Origin of the sequence: Symbiobacterium sp., assembly GCF_040797425.1 — a bacterium.
Lineage (GTDB): Bacteria > Bacillota > Sulfobacillia > Symbiobacteriales > Symbiobacteriaceae > Symbiobacterium.
The window spans coordinates 23,883-45,121 of record NZ_JBFNEH010000024.1 but is presented as its reverse complement, the minus strand read 5'-3'; the positions used below and the strand labels follow the sequence as shown (position 1 = coordinate 45,121).

The following is a 21,239-nucleotide window of genomic DNA, read 5'->3' as shown; positions in this document are numbered from 1 at the left end:
TTTTCGCCATCGGGTGAACCTGGGGATCTGAAGTTGAACCCGTCGCCGCTCGCGCTCCCGAATCCCCAGGCCCACCGCCCTGGCAAGACCTGGCGCACAGAAAACACAGAACGCACCGACAGTCTGTAACAGACCGCAGGTGCGTTCCGTGTCCGTCTCGTCTTGAGGCGACAACATGCGGGCTCCCGTGGGCACCCTCTCGGGTGCCCATCTGCATCATGCCCCATCTGAGCGCAGGCTATTCACCGGGGCGCGCCGGGAAAGAATCTCCGCGGCCAGCGCCAGCTGCTTCTCCACCTCGGCCGGTGCGGTGCCCCCCTGAGAAGTACGCAGGTTCACGCACGTCTCGGGAGCGATGGCCTGGTAAATGTCCTCCTCAAACAGAGGCGAGAACGCCTTGAACTCCTCCAGGGTGCAGTCGGCCAGGAACTTGCCCCGCTCGATGCAGTAGAGCACCGCCTTGCCCACCACCTCGTGGGCCTCCCGGAACGGCATGCCCTTCTTCGCCAGGTAATCGGCCATGTCGGTGGCGTTGGAGAAGTCCTGCCGCACCGCCCGGGCCATCCGCTCCCGGTTGAACTTCACCGTGGCCATCACGCCGGTCATCACCGTCAGACAGGCCTTGAGGGTATCCACGGCGTCGAAGAGCCGCTCCTTGTCTTCCTGCAGGTCGGTGTGGTAAGTGAGGGGCAGCCCCTTCAGCACCGTCAGCAGGGCCATCAGGTCGCCGTAGACCCGCCCGGTCTTCCCCCGCACCAACTCGGCCACGTCGGGGTTCTTCTTCTGGGGCATGATCGACGAGCCGGTGGCGTACGCGTCATCCATCTCCACGAAGCCGAACTCGGTGGAGGACCAGTTGACCAGCTCCTCCGCCAGCCGGGAGAGGTGCATCTGGCAGATGGCCGCGGCGGCCACGAACTCGATCACGAAGTCCCGGTCGCTCACCGCGTCCATCGAGTTCGGGTAGACCCCAGCGAACCCCAACTCGGCCGCCGTGAACGCCCGGTCGATGGGGAAGGTGGTGCCCGCCATCGCCCCGGCGCCCAGGGGCGAGAGGTCCGCCCGCCTGAGGGCGTCGGCGAGGCGGCCGTAGTCCCGCTCCAGCATCCAGAAATAGGCCATCAGGTGGTGCGAGAGCAGGATGGGCTGCGCCCTTTGCAGGTGGGTGTACCCGGGCATGATCACACCCATCTGCTCCCGGGCCCGGTCGAGCAGGGTTCCCTGCAGATCGCTGATCAGCCGCTGCACCGCCGCGATCTCATCCTTCACCCAGAGGTGCACGTCGGTGACCACCTGGTCGTTGCGGCTGCGGGCCGTGTGCAGCCGCCCCCCCGCCGGGCCGATCTTCTCGATCAGCCGCTTCTCGATGTTCAGGTGGATGTCTTCGTACTCCTGGCGGAAGGGAAACTCTCCCGCCTCGATCTCGGCCTCGATCTCCCTGAGCCCCCGCTCGATCAGGGCCGCGTCCTCGGGCGAGATGATCCCCTGCTTCGCCAGCATGCGGGCGTGGGCGATGGAACCCCGGATGTCCTGCCGGTAGAGCCGCCGGTCGAAGGTGAGCGACGATGTGAACCCCTCGGCGGTCTTGTTGGCGGACTTGGTGAAGCGCCCTCCCCAGAGCTTGGTCATGGCACGCGGCCTCCTCGCAATCCGAATTTCGCATAATTATACTACCTGATGCATAGTCATTCAACCACAGGCGCGAAGACCCGGCCGGGTACCACACCCGGCCGGGTCCACGATTGCGCGGGTCTGGGCTGCGTGGATCGGACAGGCAAGCGAGGTGGGGGGGTCGGCCTGCGTGCGGCTTACCGCGGCCGAACCGTCACGGTAAACCCGCCCTGCCGCTCGACCACGAGCCGGCGGCCCGCCCCGCCGATTACGTCCGCGCCGGCCGCCGCTTCAGCCGCGCCCCCCGCCACGGGCGTCCCGTCCACGACCAGGTCGCCATCGAAGCCGTGGAGCACGACTTCCACCCTTCGCCACGTGGGTGTGTAGCCCCCCTCGGGCCGGCCCACGGTCACCTCGTCCGGCCGCACCGTAACCCGGGTGCGGGCGCAGACGCCCCGCCGGTAGCCGTAGCCCTCGCCCTCGTCCTCGTAGAGGGTGAACGCGCCCTCGCCGGCGTAGACGTGCAGCGTCAGCGTCTCCACCGGCGCCTCGCCGGTGTAGCGCATCACGGGCGCCATCGGCAGCACCGCACCCGCCCGCACGTAGAGCGGCAGCACGTCCAGCGGCGCCCGGGCCACGATGTATTGCCCGCCCTCGTAGCGCTCGCCGGTCCAGAAGTCGTACCAGGCCCCGGCGGGCAGGTAGACCAGCCGTCGCGTAACGCCGGGCTGGTAGACCGGGGCCGCCAGGAGGTCCCGGCCGATCAGCACCTGATCGGAGATGGGGTAGGTCTCCGGGTCGTCCTGGTACTCCAGCACCAGCGGCCGCATCACCGGGAGCCCGGTGCGGGCGGCCTCCTCCATCAGCGTGTAGAGGTAAGGCAGGAGCCGGTAGCGCAGCCGGATGTACTTGCGGCAGATCGCCTCGACCTCGGGGCCGAAGGACCAGGGCTCCTGGTCGCGCGTGCCCCAGGCCGTGTGCATGCGGAAGAAGGGCGTGACGGCGCCCAGGGCGATCCAGCGGGCCACCAGCTCGCCGCTGGGGTTCTCGCTGAACCCGCCGATGTCGGTGCCGACGAAGGGAACGCCGGAGAGCCCCATGCCCGCGCACATGGTCATGTGGGCCACGATGTGCTCCCACCAGGAGTGGTTGTCGCCCATCCAGACGGCCGCGTACCGCTGGATGCCGGCGTAGCCCGAGCGGGTGAGGATGAAGGGACGCCGCTCAGGACGGTGCCGCTTCCACCCCTCGTAGGTGGCCCGGGCCATGTTGAAACCGTAGAGATTGTGCACCGCCGCGTGGGGCACCTGGCTGCCGGGCTCACCCTGGAGGGCATCATGCGGGAGGGTCTTCTCGCCGGCGGCATTGGCCACCCAGCTCACCGGCTCGTTCATGTCGTTCCACACGCCCGCGACGCCCTTCTCGTAGTACGCCCCCCGGTAGAGGTCGCCCCACCAGCGGCGCACCGCCTCCCGCTGGAAGTCCGGAAACACGGCCGCGCCCGGCCAGACCTCGCCCACGGTGAGGGCCCCGTCGGGCTGCGTGATGAAGTACCCCTTCTCCACGCCCTCCCGATAGACCTGGAAGTGCTCGTCCTGCTTCACGCCCGGGTCGACGATGGTGACCACGCGGAAGCCGTCGCGCCCCAGATCGGCGATGAGACCCTCCGGGTCAGGGAAACGCTCCCGGTCCCAGGTGAAGACCCGGTACCCGTCCATGTAGTCGATGTCGAGCCAGATGGCGTCACACGGGATATCCCGCTCCCGGAAGTTGCGGGCGATGTCGCGCACCTTCGCCTCCGGGAAATAGGACCAGCGGCACTGGTGGAAGCCCAGCGTCCAGAGCGGGGGCAGCTCCATCCGGCCCGTGAGCTCGGTGTAGCGCCCGATGATATCCGCCATCCGGGGGCCGGCGAACACGTAGGCGTCCAGCACCGGGCTGTGCACCTCGACCGTGTAGAAATCGGTCGGATCCAGCGATCCCATGTCGAAGATCGACCGGGCGCCGCTGTCGACGAAGAGCCCGTGGGCCCGACCGTCCCGCAGGGCCAGGAAGAACGGGATGGACTGGTACATCGGATCGGCGGTGGGCGTGTGGAGGGTGTTGTCGGTCGCCCACATCTCCATGCGCCGGCCTCGCTTGTCGAGGAAGCCGGTCTTCTCGCCGAAGCCGTAGTAGTGCTCGCCGGGCGGCATGCTCCGCCGCAGCACCACCCGGTCGGGTGCGACGAGCAGCGCCTCGTCCCGGGCGAAGAGCCGCTCGCCCTCGTACCAGGTGAGCTGCAGCGGGGCAAGGCGCACGTCCACGCGCACGCGGCCGGTGCGGAAGACGAGCCCGCCCTCCCGCTCCGTCACCTGCGGTGCAAGCGGCGAGAGAGCACTGATCACGGCGCCGGTCTCCGGGGCCTGGGCGCCCTCGGCGGCGACCCGCAGCCGAACCAGGTCGTCGGCCAGAGGGGTGAGCGTCACGGTGGCGGCAGGGAATCGGAGGACGAGACCTTCTGCGGTGACGTTCCAGTTCAGCGCGTGTTCCAGCGGCTGCATGAAGCGTTCCTCCTTCGAGCCGTCTTGTCAGATCCAGGGCGCATCCTGGCGCAGGCGGAGCCCCCGCTCCAGCTTCGACTGCCCGGCGGGGCAGAGCTGACCGCCGGCCAGCCGCTGCAGTTCCGCCTCCAGCGTGTGCAGGAGCGCCGCGTCAGCCCGGTCCGGCACGGCTTCTACCTCGATATCGTAGTACGGGTCGGGGGCGAGTCCGGGGTAGGTGACCCGGTCCAACGAGAGGAGGGCGACCTCGCCGACGGGGCGCACCACCCGCTCGGTGTGCACGTCGAGCACCGGTGTCAGGGGCCCTGCTGGGCGGCCGGCGGCAAAGGCGGCAAAAGGCACGTGCACGGACCCGATGAGCGGGCGGAGACGGTCGATCAGCGCCTCGAGGGCCTCGGGCTCCAGCGGCACCTCGACCTCCTCGCGGGCCACCAGGGCCCCGTCCTGCTCCCGGGTCACCTTGAGGGTGACGACGGCCCGGCCGTCCTCGTGGCGCAGCCGCAGACCGGAGCGAGCCGCGGCCAGCGCGCCCTGGTCGGTGTCGAAGTACGTATCCCGCACCACCATCGTGCGGGCCGGCCCCAGGGGGTAGCCCGCCAGCTGCTCCGCCTCCGCCAGCCGTGCGAACAGTGCGGCGGGGCCCCCTTCGACGGTGGGCAGCACCTGTAGCTTGATCTCCACTTCCACGGTCGTCACCTTCCTGTGCGCAGCCCGCGGGCGGGCTGTCCTACACGAACTCCGCCCATACCACGTTGCCCAGCCTGAGCCCCCGCTCCGTCAGCCGCAGCCACTCCCCGTTCCATTCCAGGAGCCCCTGCGCCACCAACCGCCCGATCGCCGGCCCGTAGACCTCCTCCGGTTCCTGGCCGAACCGGCCGGCAAAGCGCCGCCGACTCACGCCTTCCAGCAGCCGGAGGCCCATGAACATCGTCTCGGCCATCTCCTCGCGCCGGTCGATCGGCTCGCCGGCCTCCACCGGCAGCACGCCCTGTGCCAGCGCCGCCTGGTAAGTGCCGGGCTGTTTCAGGTTCCAGAAGCGGTACTGCTGCCCGGGCTTCCCCGGCGCAGTCTCGACCGGGCTGCCGCCCTGCACGCGGGAGGCGCTGAGGCCCGGGCGCGGGGCACCCAGGTTCGGCAGCGGCGCCGCCAGCCGCAGGAAGGAGTGCGCACCGCAGCCGAGCCCCAGGTAATGCTCGTTCCGCCAGTAGATCAGGTTGTGCCGGCACTTGAAACCGGGACGGGCGTAGTTGGAGACCTCGTAATGTTCGAATCCATTCGCTTCGAGAAGCGCCTTGCCCTCCCGGAACATCGCCTCTTCCGCGTCTTCAGGCGGCAAGTCGAGCCGGCCGGCCCGCCACTCGTGGTAGAAGGGGGTTCCCTCCTCCACGATCAGGCTGTAGGCGCTGATGTGCGTGGGCCCGAGCGAGAGCGCCCACTCCAGGGTGCGGCGGAAGTCTTCCGGGGTCTGGCCGGGCAGCCCGTACATCAGGTCGAGGCTGATGTTGGTGAAGCCCGCCCGCCGTGCGGCCGCCACCGCCTCCTCCACCTCTGCGGCGGTGTGAATGCGGCCGAGCCGCCGGAGCAGGTGGTCCTGCCTGGCCTGGGCGCCGAAAGAGATGCGGTTGGCGCCGGCCTCACGCAGCAGGTGCAACTTCTCCCCCGCCACGTCCACCGTGCCCGGGTTCGCCTCCACCGTCACTTCCGCGTCGGGCGCAAGGGGGAACCGCGCACGGACCCCCGTCAGCACGCGCGCCAGCAGCCGCCCCTCCAGGAGGGTGGGCGTGCCGCCGCCCACGAAGACCGTGGCGACCTGCTCACCCCGGAGCTCCGGGCGGGCGGCCCAGAGGTCCATCTCCGCCAGCAGGGCGGCCACATACCGCTCCTGCTCGTCCCGGCCGAGGCCGGCGTAGCTGTTGAAGTCGCAGTAGGCACACTTGTGCTGGCAGAACGGGATGTGCACGTAGAGCCCGATCGCCAGGGCGATCCCCTCCCAGCATCACGGCCGGGCTCAGCGGAGCCCGGCCGCTCTTACTTGTCGTCGTCTGGGTCAGTGGAGAGCACCGCCATGAAAGCCTCCTGCGGGATCTCGACGGAGCCGACCGCCTTCATCCGCTTCTTGCCTTCCTTCTGCTTCTCCAGCAGCTTCCGCTTGCGGGTGACGTCACCGCCGTAGCACTTGGCCAGCACGTCCTTCCGCAGCGGGGCGATGTTCTCACGCGCCAGGATCTTGTTGCCGACGGCGGCCTGGATGGGCACCTCGAACAGGTGCCGTGGAATCAGCTTCCGCAGCTTCTGCACCAGGGCGCGCCCCAGCCTCTGCGCCTTATCCCGGTGCACGATGCACGAGAGGGCATCCACCGCCTGGCCGTGCACCAGGATGTCCATCTTCACCATGTCCGCCGGCTCGTAGCCGGTCACCTCGTAGTCGAAGCTGGCGTAGCCCCGGGAGCGGGTCTTCAGCTGGTCGAAGAAGTCGTACATGATCTCCGAGAGCGGCAGCTTGTACTGCAGGTTTACCCGCTTCTCGTTCAGGTATTCCATGGTGATGAAGGTGCCCCGCCGGTCCTTGCAGAGCTCCATCAGCTGGCCGACGTATTCGGACGGCGTGATGATCGAAGCCCTGACAACGGGTTCCTCCACCGACTCGATCTTGGACGGGTCGGGCCAGTGCGCCGGGTTCTCGATCATCACCTGCTCGCCGCTGGTCAGGTTGATGCGGTACACCACGTTCGGCGCGGTGGTGATCAGGTCCAGGTCGAACTCCCGCTCCAGCCGCTCCTGGATGACGTCCATGTGCAGCAGGCCCAGGAAGCCGCAGCGGAAGCCGAAGCCCAGGGCCTCCGACGTCTCGGGCTCAAAGGAGAGCGAGGCGTCGTTCAGCTGAAGCTTCTCCAGCGCGTCCCGCAGGCGGTTGTAGTCGTTGGTCTCTACCGGGTACAGGCCGGTGAAGACCATGGGCGTCGCCTTCCGGTAGCCGGGCAGGGGCTCCTGGGCCGGGTTGGTGGCGAGGGTGATCGTGTCGCCCACCCGGACGTTCTTCACCTCCCGGATGGCCGCCGCCAGCGCGCCCACCTCGCCGGCCTTGAGCTCGTCCACCGGGGTGAGCCCGGGCCGGAAGATGTAGAGGTCGTCCACGATGAACTCCTTGCCGGTGGCCATGAACCGGATCCGGTCGCCCTTCCGCACCGTGCCGTCGAAGACGCGGAAGTAGGTCACAACGCCCTTGTACGAGTCATAGAACGAATCGTAGATGAGCGCGCGCAGCGGCGCCCGCTCGTCCCCCTGGGGCGGCGGCACAAAGTTGACAACTGTTTCGAGAATTTCCTTGATCCCAGCGCCCGTCTTCGCCGACGCCATGACGGCGATCGAGGTGTCGAGGCCGATGACCTCCTCGATCTCCTTCTTTACCTTCTCCGGCTCGGCCGAAGGCAGGTCGATCTTGTTGATCACCGGGATGATCTCGAGGTCGTGCTCCAGGGCCATGTAGACGTTAGCCAGGGTCTGCGCCTCGATGCCCTGCGAGGCGTCGACAACCAGCAAGGCGCCCTCGCAGGCCGCGAGGGCGCGCGAGACTTCGTAGTGGAAGTCGACGTGCCCCGGGGTGTCGATCAGGTTCAGGACGTAGCGCTCACCGTCGTCGGCCGTGTACTCCATGCGCACCGACTGGGCCTTGATGGTGATGCCCCGTTCCCGCTCGAGTTCCATCGTGTCGAGAACCTGATCTTCCATCTCCCGCTTGCTCAGCACCCCGGTGTACTCGATCAGCCGGTCGGCCAGGGTGGACTTGCCGTGGTCGATGTGGGCGATGATGCAGAAGTTGCGGATGTGCTTCTGGTCGACCATGCCCTCCTGTTTCGCCCCCCCAAAATAGGCTTCAGATTATTATAGCACGCTCAGGGGGCACCAGGGTACTCCCCGGACCGCAGCAGCTCCGCCAGCGCCTCCGCCAGGTAGTGGATCGCCCGCTCCGCCTCCTCGAAGGTGTTGAGAGCGTTGCCGATCTCCAGGAGGATCGCACCGGGCAGCAGGTCCTGGTTGTAGCGCGCCTGGGGAGTGAGCGTCGGCAGGGTGATGCCCGGATGGGCCTCCTCCATCTTCGCCATGAGCGCGTTGCAGAACGCCAGGTTCTCCTGCCAGTGGACCAGATCCTCGCGGGCCCCGATGACGCACCGGACCCGGGCCACCGGCAGACCGTCGATGTACGTGGTGGAGTCCAGGTTCATGTTGCCGTCGCGGTGCAGGTCGAGGAGCACCTTCACGGTGGGCGCCTCCCGCAGAATCCGCTGGGCGGTCACCCGCGAGGCCTGGTAGGCATAGTCGTACCCCAGTTCCTGGTGCCGGAAGGGGGCGTGGACGGTCGTCACGCCGAGATCGCGCAGCCGCCGGGCAAGAATCTCCCCGACGTCCACGATCGTCCGCTTGCTGTGGTCGAACGAGGCCACAAGCATCAGGTCCTGGTCAGTGCTCACCGCAAGGTCGGGAAACTCCGAGATGTACGACTCGTAGTCGTGGGTGTGGTAGATGCCCACCAGCGGCAGCCCGCCGTTTACCACCTCCATCGTCCGCTGCTCGGTCGCGGGCGCCGGCGGCGGCTCCTGCGCGGGTTGAACCTCAGGACCGGGGCTCTCGCCCGTCGGGACCGCCGGCTCTGCCTCCGGGCCGGCCGTCGGGGGCTCGGGGGTCTCCGCCGGTTCAGCCGGCGGGCGCAGGAACGGCAGGGCCGCCTGGAAGAGGGTCTGGGGCTGCGGCTGCCCGGGGCCTGTCCACCAGAAGCGCAGATCGCGGGCCGCGCCCTCGGCCGCACCGGTGGCGGGTGCGAGGGCCGGCAGCGCCGTATGCAACACCCGCCGGGCGGTGGGCAACCCGGGGCGGAAGAGCTGCAGCCAAAGCGGCGGCCCTTGCCGGTCCGGCTCAGTGCGGGCGACGGCGGCAGCAGAATCGGTCATCGCCGGAATGGTGCCGGCGCCAGAAGGCTGGCGGTTCACGAGCAGGCCAAGGGTGGCGGCGGTCACCACCGCGTAGGCGACCAGGAGCGGCCGCGCCGTCCAGAAGTTCCGGAGAATCGGACTCACCTCGCCTGCATGGGTTGGCTTACCCATTTGTACGGACAGGGCGCAGGCGTTATGACAAGTCGCGGTGCGCGGTGACCAACCAATAGGGAGCGGGGATGGGGAGAGGGCGGGAGCCCCCTCCCCGCTTCGGACAAAACTAAACCCCCGGCCCGGAATGGGTCGGGGGTTCCTTGTGTTACTTCACGTCGAGGATCTCGTACTTGATCGTCCCGATGGGGGCATGCACCTCCACGATCTCCCCCTTGGACTTGCCCATGATGGCCTGGCCAACCGGGGACTCGTTGGAGATCTTGTTCTTGGAGGGGTCGGCCTCCACCGTCCCGACGATCGTGTACTCCAGCACGTCGCCAAACTCCAGGTCCTTCAGCACCACCACGGAGCCCAGCCGGACCGTGCCGGCCGCCGCGGCGGCGTCCTCTTCGTCCAGCACCACGGCGTTGCGCAGCATGTTCTCCAGCTGCGTGATCCGCCCTTCGACGAATGCCTGCTCATTGCGGGCATCGTCGTACTCCGAGTTCTCGGAGAGGTCGCCGTACGAGCGGGCCTCCTTCAGGCGCTCGGCCACCTCTTTGCGCTTGACGTTGCGCAGATAGTCCAGCTCCTCCTGGAGCTGCTGAAGGCCTTCCGGCGACAGAACAACCGGCTTGTTTTCCTCCATGTGGCATTCTCCTCACAATACGCCGAATTGCCGGCTCTCGCCGGCACAGGAAAAAAAGAAGAACCACGCAGACGCTCGCCCGCTGGCTTCCGGAGCCTATTGTACATCCGGCAGGGAGCAGAATCAAGCGATTTGTCTGTGCTACTCCACCGGCCTGCCGGACAGCCAGCCCTTCAGCCGGTATTCCAGCATCTCCACGGCCTCGCCATAGAATGTAACCGGCTTCTGGTCCGGCACATACAGGGTCGCCTGCCAGCCGCCGAAGAAGCCGGCCACCACGAAGCGATACCCTTTCCCTCTCACGGTCACCTCCGCGGCATCCTCGGGCCCCGGTTCGACGGTGCAGTTCATGCGCCTGGCCAGCTCGGCTGCGACCTCTTGCAAGCGCATCACACGTGGCCCCCCTTGGTTTCGGAATGATGCCAATAGATTATCACATCGGCGCCGCGCCGGGTAGGCTGAACGTCGGCTACTTCTCCGGATTGAGCCGGAAGGCGCCCATGCGGTGCCACCACTCCTCGGGCTCCAGCCCCAGCCGCCAGACGGCGACCCCCTTCAGGTTATACTGGTAGGCGAGGCGCAGCTTGGCGTCCAGGCTGCGCTCGTCCGGGTACCAGGCGATGCGCGTGCCCTCGTCGCTGACGAAGACCGCCTTGTTCTCCCCGGCCACGGGGTCCCAGTACACCTCGGCACCGAAGTCGGCGGCACGGCGCGCCATCCGCCCCGGGCCGTAGGCAGCGTTGGGCGACGCCCCCTCCTCGAATTCGGCGGCCCACTCGTAGCCATACGACGGGACGCCCAGCACGATTTTCTGCGAGGGCATCACGCCGATGGCGTACCGAATCACCTGCTCCACCCAGCCCAGCGAGGCGACGGGCCCGGGCTCCCCGCCCAGCCAGTGCTCATCGTATGCCATGATGTAGAAGTGGTCCACGATCTGGCCGACGGCGGCGTAGTCCGTGGCGGCGCCCCAACCCGTGGCGGTGTCGGCCGTCTTGGCCGCAGCGGCCACGGAGAGCGTGAGCCCCAGCGGCTCCAGCCGGTCCTTGAGTCGGGTGAGGAACCGGGTGTACGCATCCCGGTCTTCCGGATAGAGGTTCTCGAAGTCGATCTGCAGGCCAGCCACGCCCAGCCGGGCCGCCTCGTTCAGCATCCCGGAGATCGCCCGCTCCTGCACCTGCGGATCGGTGAGGATCAGGTGGGCGAGGTCGGCGTCGAAGCCACCCTCGTGGAAGTTGCCAAACAGCAGCACGCGCTTCTGCTCGCCCGTCACGCCCCGGAGCAGGTGTTGATCCTTGCCGACCACGTTTCCTTCCCAGTCGAACCCGTGCCCGAAGATGATCACCTGGTCCAGGTGCGGCGCGTTCAGGCGTACCGACTCCAGCGAGTCGTCGTCGTAGTCCACATAGTAGCCCGTGATCCAAAAGCCTTCCCCCGGTGCCGACTCATCCAGCGGCCGGTTCAGGTAAGCGCGGACCCAGAGCGGGTCCAGGAGCGAGTGCGGAGCCGTGTACTGCCCCAGAAAAAAGCCGCCGACGCCGGTGGCTGCCGCGAGGAGCAGTGCGGCCAGCAGCGCCCGCCAGGAGCGCCTCCTGCGCGGTGCGTCGGTCTGGTGCCGGGTTTCCGGAAGGGACAAGCGGCATCACCTCAGCGACGGTGCCGGGCCGCCTGCACGGCCGGCTGTTCGCTGATAGGACGATGCCGGGGCTCCTAATGGTTCGCCGCATGCAAAGAACCCCCCTGCCAAGCAGCAAGGGGGGCCGCCCGGGAGGCCGGGTCCATCAGCGCAGTGCGGTGGGAACCACGGCGTCGGCGAGTCCGATAATGAAGGAAGCGATCAGCGCCCCCCACCAGGTGACGGCCAGCCACCCGGGGAAGAGCCAACCTGTCAGATAAATGATGATCGCGGCAGAGATGAACCCTGCGAATCCCCGTCCGGCGGGCGACGCCCCCCGACCCAGCATGGCCTGCGCGGCCCAACCGAGGGCGGCGATCACCAGCGACGCGAACAAGGCGCCCCAGAAACCGCTCACCTGAAAGCCCGGGGTCAGCCAGCTCACCACCATCAGCACCAGCGCAGAGACGACGAAACGCACCACTGCACCCAGCACGGCCATTCACACCTCCGTTTCCCTGACGGGTAGTGTGAACGCGCGTCACGTCCCTTATTCGCGGCGCGATTTCCCTTGCATGCCATACTTACGCGTGCTAGAATAGCCACGTTGGAGGTGAGGAATTGGCTAACACGAAGTCCGCGAAGAAGCGTGCCCTGATCGCCGTGAAGCGCACGCTGCGCAATAAGATGGTCAAGTCCAGCCTCCGGACCGCTATTCGCAAGTACCGGGAGGCTGTTGGCACCGAGAACGCGCAGGTCCTCCTGAACAAGGCCTTCTCGGCGCTTGACCGGGCCGCGTCCAAGGGTGTCATCCATAAGAATACTGCTGCCCGCAAGAAGGCACGTCTGGCCCGGATGCTGCTCAAGGCCACCCAGTCTGGCCAGGCCGCCAACAGCTGAACGGCCAGAACTCCGCCGAATCCCACACGAAGCGTGAAGCCCCAACCGCACAGGCTGCGGTTGGGGCTCCTGTCTTGTCGCCCTTCATTCTCCCATGAGTTCCACGATCACCGTCTCCAGGGTGAGCCGCGGGTCGAAGCCCGACTTCATGGCCACGTCGGCGTCCAGGAGCCGCTCCAGGGCGCGGACGATGTCCTCCCGCGGCACGGCCCGCGCCTGCTCCGCCATCTTGGCGTAAGCGTAGGGGTGCATGTGGGCCCGGGCAGCCCCGTCCCGTTGGGAGAGACCCTCGGTCGAGAGCGCCTTCACCAGGAGCAACTGCCGGAATCGGTTGGTGACGGCCACGAGCAGCTGCAGCGGGTGGTCCACCTGCGCGAGCAGCCGGTCCAGCAGCACCATCGCCCGGGTGCGGTCCCGCCTCAGCACGGCGTCGGCCAGGCGCCAGATTTCCGTCTCGGCGAGGTTGGAGACCATGGCCTCCACGGCGCGGGCCGGAATCTCCCGGGCCTCGCCCACGTAGAGCACCAGCTTCTCCAGTTCGCTGTCCAGGAGCGAGAGGTCCGGCCCAATGCGCTCCACCAGCAGGTTCGCCGCTTGCGTGCCCAGCCGCTTGCCCCGGGACTGCGCCCGCTGCTGCACCCACATCACCGCATCCTCCGGCTTGAGCGGCTGGCATTCCACCACCGCCCCGGCGGCGGCGAGCGCCCGGGTGACCTTTCGCCGCGCGTCCACGGCGCCGGCCAGGAAGAGCAGGACGGTGGACGGTGCCGGCGCCTTCAGGTAGCTCAGCAGGGCGGCGTCGGCCCCGCTCGCGGGCGGCTCTCCGGAATCCGCCGGCCCCTCCGCGCCCTCCGGCGGCTCCTTCTCCGCCGCCCCCTTCCGCCGCGGCACCACCGCCGGGCATTCCTTCACCACCACCAGGCGGCGCTCGGCGAAGAACGGCTGGGTCTGGGCCAGGGTCAGCGCCTGCGTCACCTGATCTGGGCCGGGTTCGAGCACGTGGTAGTTGAAGTCGGCCGATTCCGGCCGGACCACCGCGCCCTTCAGGGCGCGGTGCACCTCGTCGATGAGGAACGGTTCCCCTCCGTACACGAGGTAGACCGGCCGGATCTGGCCCTTCTCGATTTCTGCCAGGGCTTCCCGGTAATGCACGCCGCGCCACTCCCTCAGCTTGCTCTGCCTGCAAGGATTCGGGGCGCCGCACCCGGCTCCCTGCAGGAGGGCCACCGCCACAGATGGAATCTATGAGCATTCACCGTCAAACAAGGGGGCGATCCCGTGCGCCGCGGTCCTGCCGTGCTGCTGCTCATCTGCCTGCTGTTCGGTGCGGCCTACGGCGCCTGGCGCGCTGCGGCGGAAGGCGTGGCCCGGCTGTCCAACTTCCGGCCCGTCGTCAGCGCCGAGCCGCTGACGGCGGGGTCGGCACCTCTCGCCGACCGGGTCGTCTTCCTCATCATCGACGGGCTCACCACCGAGGATGCACACCGGCTGCCGTCGGTAGACTGGCTGCACCGCCGGGGCGCAGGCTACCGGCTGACGGCGTCGGGGTTCGCCGGCGAGGCGCCGCTTCTGGCCAGCCTGCTCACCGGTGCACCGCCCGCCTACCACGGCGTACTCGTGGGCGCGGGCGAGGCGGCGCTGACCGCCGACGACCTGCTTCAGGCGGCCGCCCGGAGCCAGGTCCGGGCCGGCGGTGCGGGTGGCCGGGCCCTGGATGCCCTGGCTGCCGGACGGCTCGATCCCTGGCTGGGAGAGCAGGATTTGGGTGCCCCCGCGGTGGCCGACCTGCTGGCTCCCGGCGGCCCCGGCCTGGTGGTCATCGAGGCGGACGACCTCTCCCGGGGCCGCAGCGACGACGCGCTGGCGGAACTGGACGCCCGCCTGGTCGCCCTCTTCGACCTGATCGACTGGCGCGAGACCGCTGTCGTGGTGCTCGGCACCGCCGACGCCGCCTCCGGGAGGCCTTCGACCCTTCCGCTGGTCCTGGCCGGCAGCGGGGTGGTCTCCGGCGCCGGCGGCGACGCCACCGTCTACGACGTGGCGCCGACCCTGGCCGCACTGGCCGGGCTGCCGGTGCCCGTATCCGCACAGGGGCGGCCCATCGACAGCGCCCTCGCCGCCCAGGGGCGGCCCCTCGATGCCGTGGTACAGGTGTACCTCTCCTCCCGGCGGGCGTTTGTGGCTGCGGCCCTCGCCGCCTACGGCGCCCCGGCGGAGGTGCCGGAGCCGCCGGCCTCGGCGGTGGAGGCCGAAGACTACCTGAGCGGCCTGGAGCGGCAGATGGCGGAGGCACGCGAGGCCTGGCTCGTATCGGGCGCCAAGGCGCGCCTGCCTTACCTGGGGCCCGGGCTTCTGGTTCTGCTGCTTTACCTGCTGGTGCTCTACCGCACCCGTCTGGGCGGCGCCGCTTTCCGTGCGCACCTGGCGTACGCCGCCCTGTTCACGCTCATGCTCCTGGCCCTCTGGGGGCGGCACGTTGTCTTCGGGGAGCTTTCGTACGCCTCCCTCCGGCAGGCGGCCTACCTCGTGGCGGGGGCCTCGGCCATCGCCGGGCTGCTCTCCATGGTGGTGGCCGGGTTCGTGCTCTCGCGGCGGGACTACCGACAGGCCCGCTACCTGGCCGCCGGCGGGCTCCATACGGCCCTCGGGCTCGCCTCCCTCATCGCCCTGCCTGCGGGCGCACTGGTGCTCCTGATCGGCTGGAGTTTCCCGGTGGCCCTGCCGCCGGCGGGACTCTGGGCCGTGTTTTTCATCGCCGCCCTGCAGGTCGTCACCATCGGCGCACTCGCCCCGCTGTGGGCCTGGACCACCGTGCGGGCCGCCCGGTTCGCCCGCTACCGCTGGCCGCCCAAGGAGGTGGGCGACCCTGAGATCAACGCCGACAAGGTGGTCCGCCTGAGGGCCATCCGGCGGGCGGACCGCGTGCAGTCCGACTCGCCCGGAGGAGACCGCCGTCGGGGAAGCCGGCGCGGGGGAGACCGTCGCCGCCGCTGAGGGAAGTTGCCCGCGCCGGGTGCCCGCTCACCACGCCCCGAACCAGCGCCGGCCCCAGAGCCCGGGGGGCCGGCTTTCCGCGTCCTCCGGACTGCCCGCACTCCCTGCCGTCCAGATGCGGAACCCATCCGTCCGCACCGTCACCGTACCGTGCCGGTCCGTGCGCCAGACCGCAGCGCCGGCGGCGTGCAGTCGTTCCAGCACCTCGTCGTGGGGGTGGCCGAACGGGTTGCCGCTCCCTGCGGAGATCACGGCGATCGCGGGGGCGACCGCACGGAGGAACGATTCGGTCGTCGAGTGGCGAGAGCCGTGGTGGGCCACCTTCAGCACGTCGGCCGACAGGTCGTAACCCCGCTTCAGCAGCCGCTCCTCTGACTCCGCCTCCAGGTCGCAGGCCAGGAGGGCCGCCACCCGCCGGTAGGTGAGCCGAAGGGCCACGCAGTTGGCGTTGTCGTCGGACCGGCTGCCGGTGATAGGCACGGCAGGCGGGCCGAGCACATGAAGCCGCACGCCCTCCCCGAGGGCAAGCGTCTCGCCCTCCCGGGCCACCCGCACGGGCACGCCCCGTTCGGCGGCCGCGACCAGAGCCGCGACATGCCGGGGCTCGGCGCCTTCGGTACTGCTCACCAGCACCAGGCCCACCGGAATCTGGCGCAACACCGCCTCCGCCCCGCCCACATGGTCGGCGTCGGGGTGCGTCAGCACCAGGTAGTCGAGCCGGCGCACCCCTGCGCGGCGCAGGTAAGGCACCACCACCTCGGCACCGGCGTCAAAGCCGCCCCCGGACTGCGCCGCGTACGCCAGGCCCGCGTCCACCAGGGCGGCCCGCCCGCCAGGGGCCCGAATCAGGATGGCGTCGCCCTGCCCGACGTCGAGGAAGACCAGTTCGAGCCGGTCGGGCGGTGCGGCAAGGGCCAGGCGCCAGGAGAGCACGGCGCCCAGGGCCAGCAGCAGGATGAGGGCCCCGGTGGCCCGGTTTCCCGCGAGAGCGGCGCGCAGGCGTTGCCAGGCGGACCGCGAGACGGCGGAGAGCCGCGTGCGCAGGGCGGGAATCGCAAGCAGAAGCAGGCCGTACCAGAGGAGCACGCCGGCCAGGGGCAGCCGGCCCACCTCCAGCTGCGCCAGCGGGAGCGCGCTCAGGGCCTTCACCGTGTAGATGAGCCCGGTCAAGGCCCACCGGCCCACGGCCCCGAGCAGCCAGACGGCCGGAGGGAAGATGAGCCCCAGCACCACGGCCGCCATCCCGCCGGGCACCAGCCAGCCCACGAAGAAGACCACCACAAGATTGGCCACGGGAGCCACGGGAGAGAACACGCCGAAGGTATGGAGGCTCAGGGGCTCCACCAGCGCCTGCGCCGCGAAGGTGACCGACAGTCCGTCCGCCGCCCCCCTCGCCACCGGCTCCGGCAGGAACAGCGCAAGGCGGGGCGCGAGCCAGCTTCGGATCGGCTCCGCGAGGAGCAGAATGCCCAGCGTCGCGCTCACCGAGAGCTGAAAGCCCAGGTCAAAGAGCAGCCCGGGCATGAGCCCCAGCAGAAGCCCGGCGGCGGCGCCGAGGGTGTTGAGCGGGTCCCGCTCCCGCCCCAGTATGTCGCCCGCCAGCACGAGCATCGCCATGAGGCCGGCCCGCAGCACGGAGGGCGTCGCGCCGGTGAGAAAGACGAAGAACAGGACCGCGGGGATGGCCAGGGCCGAGGCGCCGGCCCGGCTGAACCCGGCCCGCCGGAGCAACCAGAGGAGCGGCACGACGAGCATGGCGACGTTGCCGCCGCTCACGGCCAGCAGGTGGAATACGCCGGTGGCCCGGAAGGCCGCCGCCACGTCCTCCGGCAGGTCCGACCGGCTCCCGAACAGCAGGCCCGCCATCAGGGCCGCGTGGCTCTCCGGCAGCGCCCGGTACAGCACGCCCTCCAGGCGCAGCCGTGTGGCCACCGCGGCCCGCCGGACCGGATCCAGCGCCCCGGGCCCCAGCCGCTCCGGGGTTCCGGCCTCCATCACCACGTAGACCGACTGGCGGGCGAGGTAAGCCGCCTCGTCGAACCCGCCCGGGTGGCGGGGCCCAGAAGGGCGCTCGAGGCGGCCCGACAGGGCAACGCGCTCGCCGAATGCGGGTTGGGACCCCGCCCGCTGGGTCACGCGCACCCGGCCCCGGACGGGGTGCCCGTCCACCGACTCCGCGGCGAGGGTGTACGCCACCCGGCCCGGCTGGCGCAGCTCGGGCTCGCTCACCACGGTCCCGGTGAGGCGGACGCGCTGGCCCGTCCATGCCTCCAGGTTCCCCCGGCCCACCATCTGCGCGTACGTATGACGCAGGGCGCCGAACGCGACCACCAGCGCCAGGAGCATCACCCCGCTCCGGCGCCCGGTGAGGAACCGCCCGACCAACAGTGTGAAGGCAGCCAGGCAGAGCGCGAGATGGGGCCTCGCCCACTCCGCCAGTGCGATGCCCACCGCCAGGGCCGCAGCCAGAACAAGCGCAGGGCGCGACCACACGGCCAGCCCTCCTGCATCCATTTTCTGGTAGTCTTCGCTGCAGCGCGGCCGGTTCCTGCCTGTGGACGGGTAGGCCTACTCCCTCCCTCGTAGCCGCGTGCCTACGGCTCCTCCACCAATGGGGGTCTCCCAAATGGGGCGTCCGGGTCATGGGCGCCGGTGCAGCCCTCGGTTACAATAGATTTGGAACGAAGGGTTTGCCCTGGCTTGTTCGAGCTTTCACGAACGATACAGCTGACGGCCTGCGGAAGGGGGAGATCGCATGCTGTTCCAGGTGACTCCCGATACCCACGCGCTGCTCTGCCTTCTGATCATGGCCGTGGCATTCATCGTGGCCCAGTGGATCGCCCTGCAGGAGCCCGCACCGGCGCCCGCGCAGGAGCGGCGGCGGGCGCCGCGGCGGCGCGCCAAGAGCCGCGCCCGGCTGCGGGTGATCCGGCCGCAACGGGTGCACGCCTCCGATTGCCTGACCCACCGTCCCAGCGCCTGAAAAGCAGCCGCACGCGGCCGCCCGCATCTGGCGGCCGCTGATTTTTTCGTTTGGAGGCCAACCATTGAAGGAACCGATCCCCGGGGGGACGAATGATCATGGCTGGCGTGTGCCCTATGCGATCGCGCAGGGGAGAACACGCCCAAAATCTTGGAAGAAAGGCGTGAGACCGCTACGAACAACATGGTCGAGTTTCGGGGCGTGTCGAAGACGTTCGGTTCGACCGAAGCCCTCACCGATCTCAACCTCGAAATTCGTCCGGGAGAGTTCCTGACGCTCCTCGGCCCCAGCGGCTGCGGCAAGACGACCACCCTGCGGCTGCTGGCCGGGTTCGAGGAGCCCACGTGCGGCGAGATCTGGCTCGCGGGCAAGCCGGTTCAGGGACTCCCGGCTTACAAGCGACCGGTGAACACGGTCTTCCAGCATTACGCCCTCTTCCCCCACATGACCGTGTTCGACAACGTCGCATTCGGCCTGCGCATGCAGAAGGTTCCCCAGGCCGAGATCAAGCGGCGCGTCACTGCTGCCCTGGAACTCGTCCGACTGGAGGGCATGGGGGGTCGGCGGCCCCACGAGCTCTCCGGGGGGCAGCAGCAGCGGGTTGCCCTTGCGCGCGCCCTCGTGCTGGAACCGAAGGTCCTGCTGCTGGACGAGCCGCTGGGGGCGCTGGACCTGCAGCTCCGCCGGGCCATGCAGGTGGAACTGCGGCAACTGCAGCGGCGGCTGGGCGCGACCTTCCTCTACGTGACGCACGACCAGGAGGAGGCCCTGGCCATGTCCGACCGTATCGCGGTGATGCGGAACGGCCGGATCGAGCAGCTGGGGACGCCCGAGGAGGTCTACCTGCGCCCCGCCACCCGGTTCGTGGCGCAGTTTCTGGGCGAGGCCAACCTGCTGGAGGGCGAGGGTGCCGCCTCCGGCCGCCTGCGCTGGGGCGACTACCACCTGCTCGTGGACCGGCACGTGGGGCCGGGCCGCACGACGGTGGCGCTGCGGCCCGAGCAGGTGCGCGTGCGCTGGCCGGGTTCTGCGACCCCGGTGGGCCCGGCGGAGAACCGGGTGCACGGCATTGTGGCTGAACGGCTCTTCGTCGGCACGGGTGTCCGCCTGGTCGTGGAGGTGGCTGGACGGCGCCTGGCTGCTCTGCTGCCGGCAGGGCCCGGACCTGATCTGGGCGACCAGGTGGAGCTCTGCTTCAGCGCCGAGCACTGCGTGGTGGTGGCGCCATGACGCGGCGAAGCGGATGGGCGGCACTCGCCCCGACCGTGCTCTGGCTGCTGGCCCTGGTCGCAGCGCCGCTCGTGCTCATGCTCGCCTACAGCTTTGCGGCGCACATCGCCCCGGACTCGCCGTTGCCCCAGGGCTTCACCCTCGAGCACTACGCCCGCCTGGCCGATCCGATCTACCTGCGCATCTTCGTGCGCTCGATCCTGCAGGCGGGACTGGCCACCTTCCTCTGCCTGCTCCTGGGCTACCCCCTGGCTTACTATATCGCCCGCAGCCCGCTCCAGCGGCGGGGCAGGCTGCTCCTGTTGGTGATCATCCCGTTCTGGACCAATTTCCTGGTGCGTACCTACGCCCTGATGGCGCTCCTCCGGGCCCAGGGGGTGATCAACTCGATTCTCATGGCCGCGAAAATGATTGATGAACCGCTCCCCCTGCTCTATAATGAGGCGTCGGTGCAGGTGGGGCTCGTCTACACCCTGCTGCCCCTCCTGATCCTGCCGCTGTACGCCAACCTCGAAAAGCTCGACCAGCGGCTCCTCAACGCCGCCCAGGACCTGGGCGCGAGCCCGTTTGCCACGTTCTGGAACGTGACCTGGCCGCTTTCCCGCCCTGGCGTGCTCGTGGGCTGCATGATGGTCTTCATCTCGGCCTTCGGCATGTACCTGGTGCCTGACCTGATGGGCGGCGCCAGGTCCGTCATGGTGGGCAACCTCATCCAGAACCAGTTCCTGCAGGCCCGCAACTGGCCCTTCGGCGCCGCCGTCGCGCTGGTCCTGGCCGCGGTGGCACTGGTGGTGGCCCTGCTGGTGCAGCGGGCCGGGCGCCTGGACGGCGGGGAGGTGCAGCGGTGAGAGGAAGGCGTAACTGGCTGGGCGCGTACGCCGCACTGGTCTTCGGTTTCCTCTATCTGCCGGTGTTCATCCTCGTCGTTCTCTCCTTCAACAGTTCCCGCACCAGTGCGATCTGGAAGGGCTTCACGCTGGACTGGTACGTGCGGTTGTTCCACAACCGCCTGCTCTGGGAGGCGGTCCAGAACAGCCTGATCATCGCCACCGCCACGGCCGTGATCGCCACCACCCTGGGCACGGCCGCCGCCCTCGCCCTGCACCGGCGGCAGGTGCGCGGCCGCCTGTGGGTAGAGGGGCTCCTTTACCTGCCCCTGGTGCTGCCCGATATCGTACTGGGCGTCGGGGCGCTGGTGCTGTTCACGGCACTGGGCATCCAGCTCGGGCTGGGCACCATGCTGGCGGCCCACGTGGGCACCTCGATCTCATACGTGGTGCTGGTGCTGCGGGCCCGCCTGAGTGACATGGACGAGCGCCTGGAGGAGGCGGCTCGCGACCTGGGTGCCACTCCGTGGCAGACGATCCGGCACGTGACGCTGCCGCTCCTGGCCCCCGGCATTCTGGCTGCCGTGCTGCTCTCGTTCACCCTTTCGCTGGACGACTTCATCCTCTCGTTCTTCACCGCAGGCCCGGGGTCGACCACCCTGCCCCTGCGTGTCTACGGGATGATGAAGACCGGCCTGACCCCCGAGGTCAATGCACTGTCCACCGTCATGCTGCTGGTGACGGCCGTAGCCACCACCCTTTTCCAGCGGCTGACCCAAAACCGAATTTTCTAATGAAGTGGGAGG

General features: G+C 69.2%; 18 protein-coding genes. 6 read left to right on the top strand and 12 right to left on the bottom strand.

The genetic code is table 11. From position 1 onward, the window contains the following. Positions 1–216 precede the first annotated feature (216 nt). The 10 genes from argH to AB2385_RS09205 form a co-directional block, all read right to left on the bottom strand. Entirely contained in the window at positions 217–1,629 is a 1,413-nt protein-coding gene (gene argH, locus AB2385_RS09250) for an argininosuccinate lyase (protein WP_367654678.1), read from the bottom strand. A 179-nt stretch (positions 1,630–1,808) separates the two neighbouring features. After that, the gene (locus tag AB2385_RS09245) at positions 1,809–4,154 is read right to left on the bottom strand and encodes a TIM-barrel domain-containing protein (RefSeq protein WP_367654677.1); all 2,346 of its coding nucleotides are present in this window, start codon (positions 4,152–4,154) and stop codon (positions 1,809–1,811) included. 27 nt (positions 4,155–4,181) lie between these two features. Then, a complete protein-coding gene (locus AB2385_RS09240; protein WP_367654676.1) occupies positions 4,182–4,841 on the bottom strand; it encodes a CYTH domain-containing protein in 660 nt (219 codons plus the stop codon). A gap of 40 nt (positions 4,842–4,881) precedes the next feature. Continuing rightward, entirely contained in the window at positions 4,882–6,114 is a 1,233-nt protein-coding gene (gene hemW, locus AB2385_RS09235; RefSeq protein ID WP_367654675.1) for a radical SAM family heme chaperone HemW, read from the bottom strand. Positions 6,115–6,182: 68 nt separating this feature from the next. Then, a complete protein-coding gene (gene lepA / locus AB2385_RS09230; RefSeq protein WP_367654674.1) occupies positions 6,183–7,997 on the bottom strand; it encodes a translation elongation factor 4 in 1,815 nt (604 codons plus the stop codon). A 50-nt stretch (positions 7,998–8,047) separates the two neighbouring features. Further along, positions 8,048–9,226: a stage II sporulation protein P gene (gene spoIIP, locus AB2385_RS09225; protein ID WP_367654673.1), complete on the bottom strand. Its 1,179-nt coding sequence runs from the start codon at positions 9,224–9,226 to the stop codon at positions 8,048–8,050. 175 nt (positions 9,227–9,401) lie between these two features. Next, the gene (gene greA, locus AB2385_RS09220; RefSeq protein ID WP_367654672.1) at positions 9,402–9,884 is read right to left on the bottom strand and encodes a transcription elongation factor GreA; all 483 of its coding nucleotides are present in this window, start codon (positions 9,882–9,884) and stop codon (positions 9,402–9,404) included. A 141-nt stretch (positions 9,885–10,025) separates the two neighbouring features. Next, positions 10,026–10,277, bottom strand: coding sequence for a hypothetical protein (locus tag AB2385_RS09215; RefSeq protein ID WP_367654671.1), 252 nt, complete (start codon positions 10,275–10,277; stop codon positions 10,026–10,028). A gap of 76 nt (positions 10,278–10,353) precedes the next feature. Then, positions 10,354–11,520, bottom strand: coding sequence for a glycosyl hydrolase family 18 protein (locus AB2385_RS09210; RefSeq protein ID WP_367654670.1), 1,167 nt, complete (start codon positions 11,518–11,520; stop codon positions 10,354–10,356). A gap of 145 nt (positions 11,521–11,665) precedes the next feature. After that, entirely contained in the window at positions 11,666–12,001 is a 336-nt protein-coding gene (locus AB2385_RS09205) for a phage holin family protein (protein ID WP_367654669.1), read from the bottom strand. A gap of 119 nt (positions 12,002–12,120) precedes the next feature. Here AB2385_RS09205 and rpsT point away from each other — a divergent pair, with 119 nt between their 5' ends. After that, a complete protein-coding gene (gene rpsT / locus AB2385_RS09200; protein ID WP_367654668.1) occupies positions 12,121–12,399 on the top strand; it encodes a 30S ribosomal protein S20 in 279 nt (92 codons plus the stop codon). Between the two features lie 84 nt (positions 12,400–12,483). Here the strand turns inward: rpsT and holA are convergent, their stop codons facing one another. After that, positions 12,484–13,551, bottom strand: coding sequence for a DNA polymerase III subunit delta (gene holA, locus AB2385_RS09195; RefSeq protein WP_367654667.1), 1,068 nt, complete (start codon positions 13,549–13,551; stop codon positions 12,484–12,486). A 126-nt stretch (positions 13,552–13,677) separates the two neighbouring features. On the opposite strand from holA, the gene AB2385_RS09190 reads away from it, so the two are divergent. Then, positions 13,678–15,393 carry a hypothetical protein gene (locus AB2385_RS09190; protein WP_367654666.1) on the top strand — a complete coding sequence of 572 codons (1,716 nt, stop codon included), beginning with the start codon at positions 13,678–13,680 and terminating at the stop codon, positions 15,391–15,393. 27 nt (positions 15,394–15,420) lie between these two features. Here the strand turns inward: AB2385_RS09190 and AB2385_RS09185 are convergent, their stop codons facing one another. After that, positions 15,421–17,886 (bottom strand): DNA internalization-related competence protein ComEC/Rec2, encoded by a 2,466-nt coding sequence (locus tag AB2385_RS09185; RefSeq protein WP_367654665.1) that lies wholly within the window; start codon positions 17,884–17,886, stop codon positions 15,421–15,423. 262 nt (positions 17,887–18,148) lie between these two features. Between AB2385_RS09185 and AB2385_RS09180 the strand changes: the two genes are divergently transcribed. From AB2385_RS09180 to AB2385_RS09165, 4 genes are all read left to right on the top strand, one after another. Beyond that, positions 18,149–18,376 carry a hypothetical protein gene (locus AB2385_RS09180; protein ID WP_367654664.1) on the top strand — a complete coding sequence of 76 codons (228 nt, stop codon included), beginning with the start codon at positions 18,149–18,151 and terminating at the stop codon, positions 18,374–18,376. Between the two features lie 183 nt (positions 18,377–18,559). Continuing rightward, positions 18,560–19,606: an ABC transporter ATP-binding protein gene (locus tag AB2385_RS09175; RefSeq protein ID WP_367654691.1), complete on the top strand. Its 1,047-nt coding sequence runs from the start codon at positions 18,560–18,562 to the stop codon at positions 19,604–19,606. Beyond that, positions 19,603–20,454, top strand: a complete 852-nt coding sequence (locus AB2385_RS09170; protein ID WP_367654663.1) for an ABC transporter permease — start codon at positions 19,603–19,605, stop codon at positions 20,452–20,454. Before AB2385_RS09175 ends, AB2385_RS09170 begins: the two co-directional genes overlap by 4 nt. After that, positions 20,451–21,227: an ABC transporter permease gene (locus tag AB2385_RS09165; protein ID WP_367654662.1), complete on the top strand. Its 777-nt coding sequence runs from the start codon at positions 20,451–20,453 to the stop codon at positions 21,225–21,227. Before AB2385_RS09170 ends, AB2385_RS09165 begins: the two co-directional genes overlap by 4 nt. Positions 21,228–21,239 lie beyond the last annotated feature (12 nt).

Excerpts from the sequence above, each read along its gene's own strand:
- greA (WP_367654672.1), bottom strand. The coding sequence starts at position 9,884 with ATGGAGGAAAACAAGCCGGTTGTTCTGTCGCCGGAAGGCCTTCAGCAG.
- AB2385_RS09180 (WP_367654664.1), top strand. The coding sequence starts at position 18,149 with ATGCTGTTCCAGGTGACTCCCGATACCCACGCGCTGCTCTGCCTTCTG.
- AB2385_RS09205 (WP_367654669.1), bottom strand. The coding sequence starts at position 12,001 with ATGGCCGTGCTGGGTGCAGTGGTGCGTTTCGTCGTCTCTGCGCTGGTG.
- lepA (WP_367654674.1), bottom strand. The coding sequence starts at position 7,997 with ATGGTCGACCAGAAGCACATCCGCAACTTCTGCATCATCGCCCACATC.
- AB2385_RS09175 (WP_367654691.1), top strand. The coding sequence starts at position 18,560 with ATGGTCGAGTTTCGGGGCGTGTCGAAGACGTTCGGTTCGACCGAAGCC.
- AB2385_RS09245 (WP_367654677.1), bottom strand. The coding sequence starts at position 4,154 with ATGCAGCCGCTGGAACACGCGCTGAACTGGAACGTCACCGCAGAAGGT.
- argH (WP_367654678.1), bottom strand. The coding sequence starts at position 1,629 with ATGACCAAGCTCTGGGGAGGGCGCTTCACCAAGTCCGCCAACAAGACC.
- AB2385_RS09170 (WP_367654663.1), top strand. The coding sequence starts at position 19,603 with ATGACGCGGCGAAGCGGATGGGCGGCACTCGCCCCGACCGTGCTCTGG.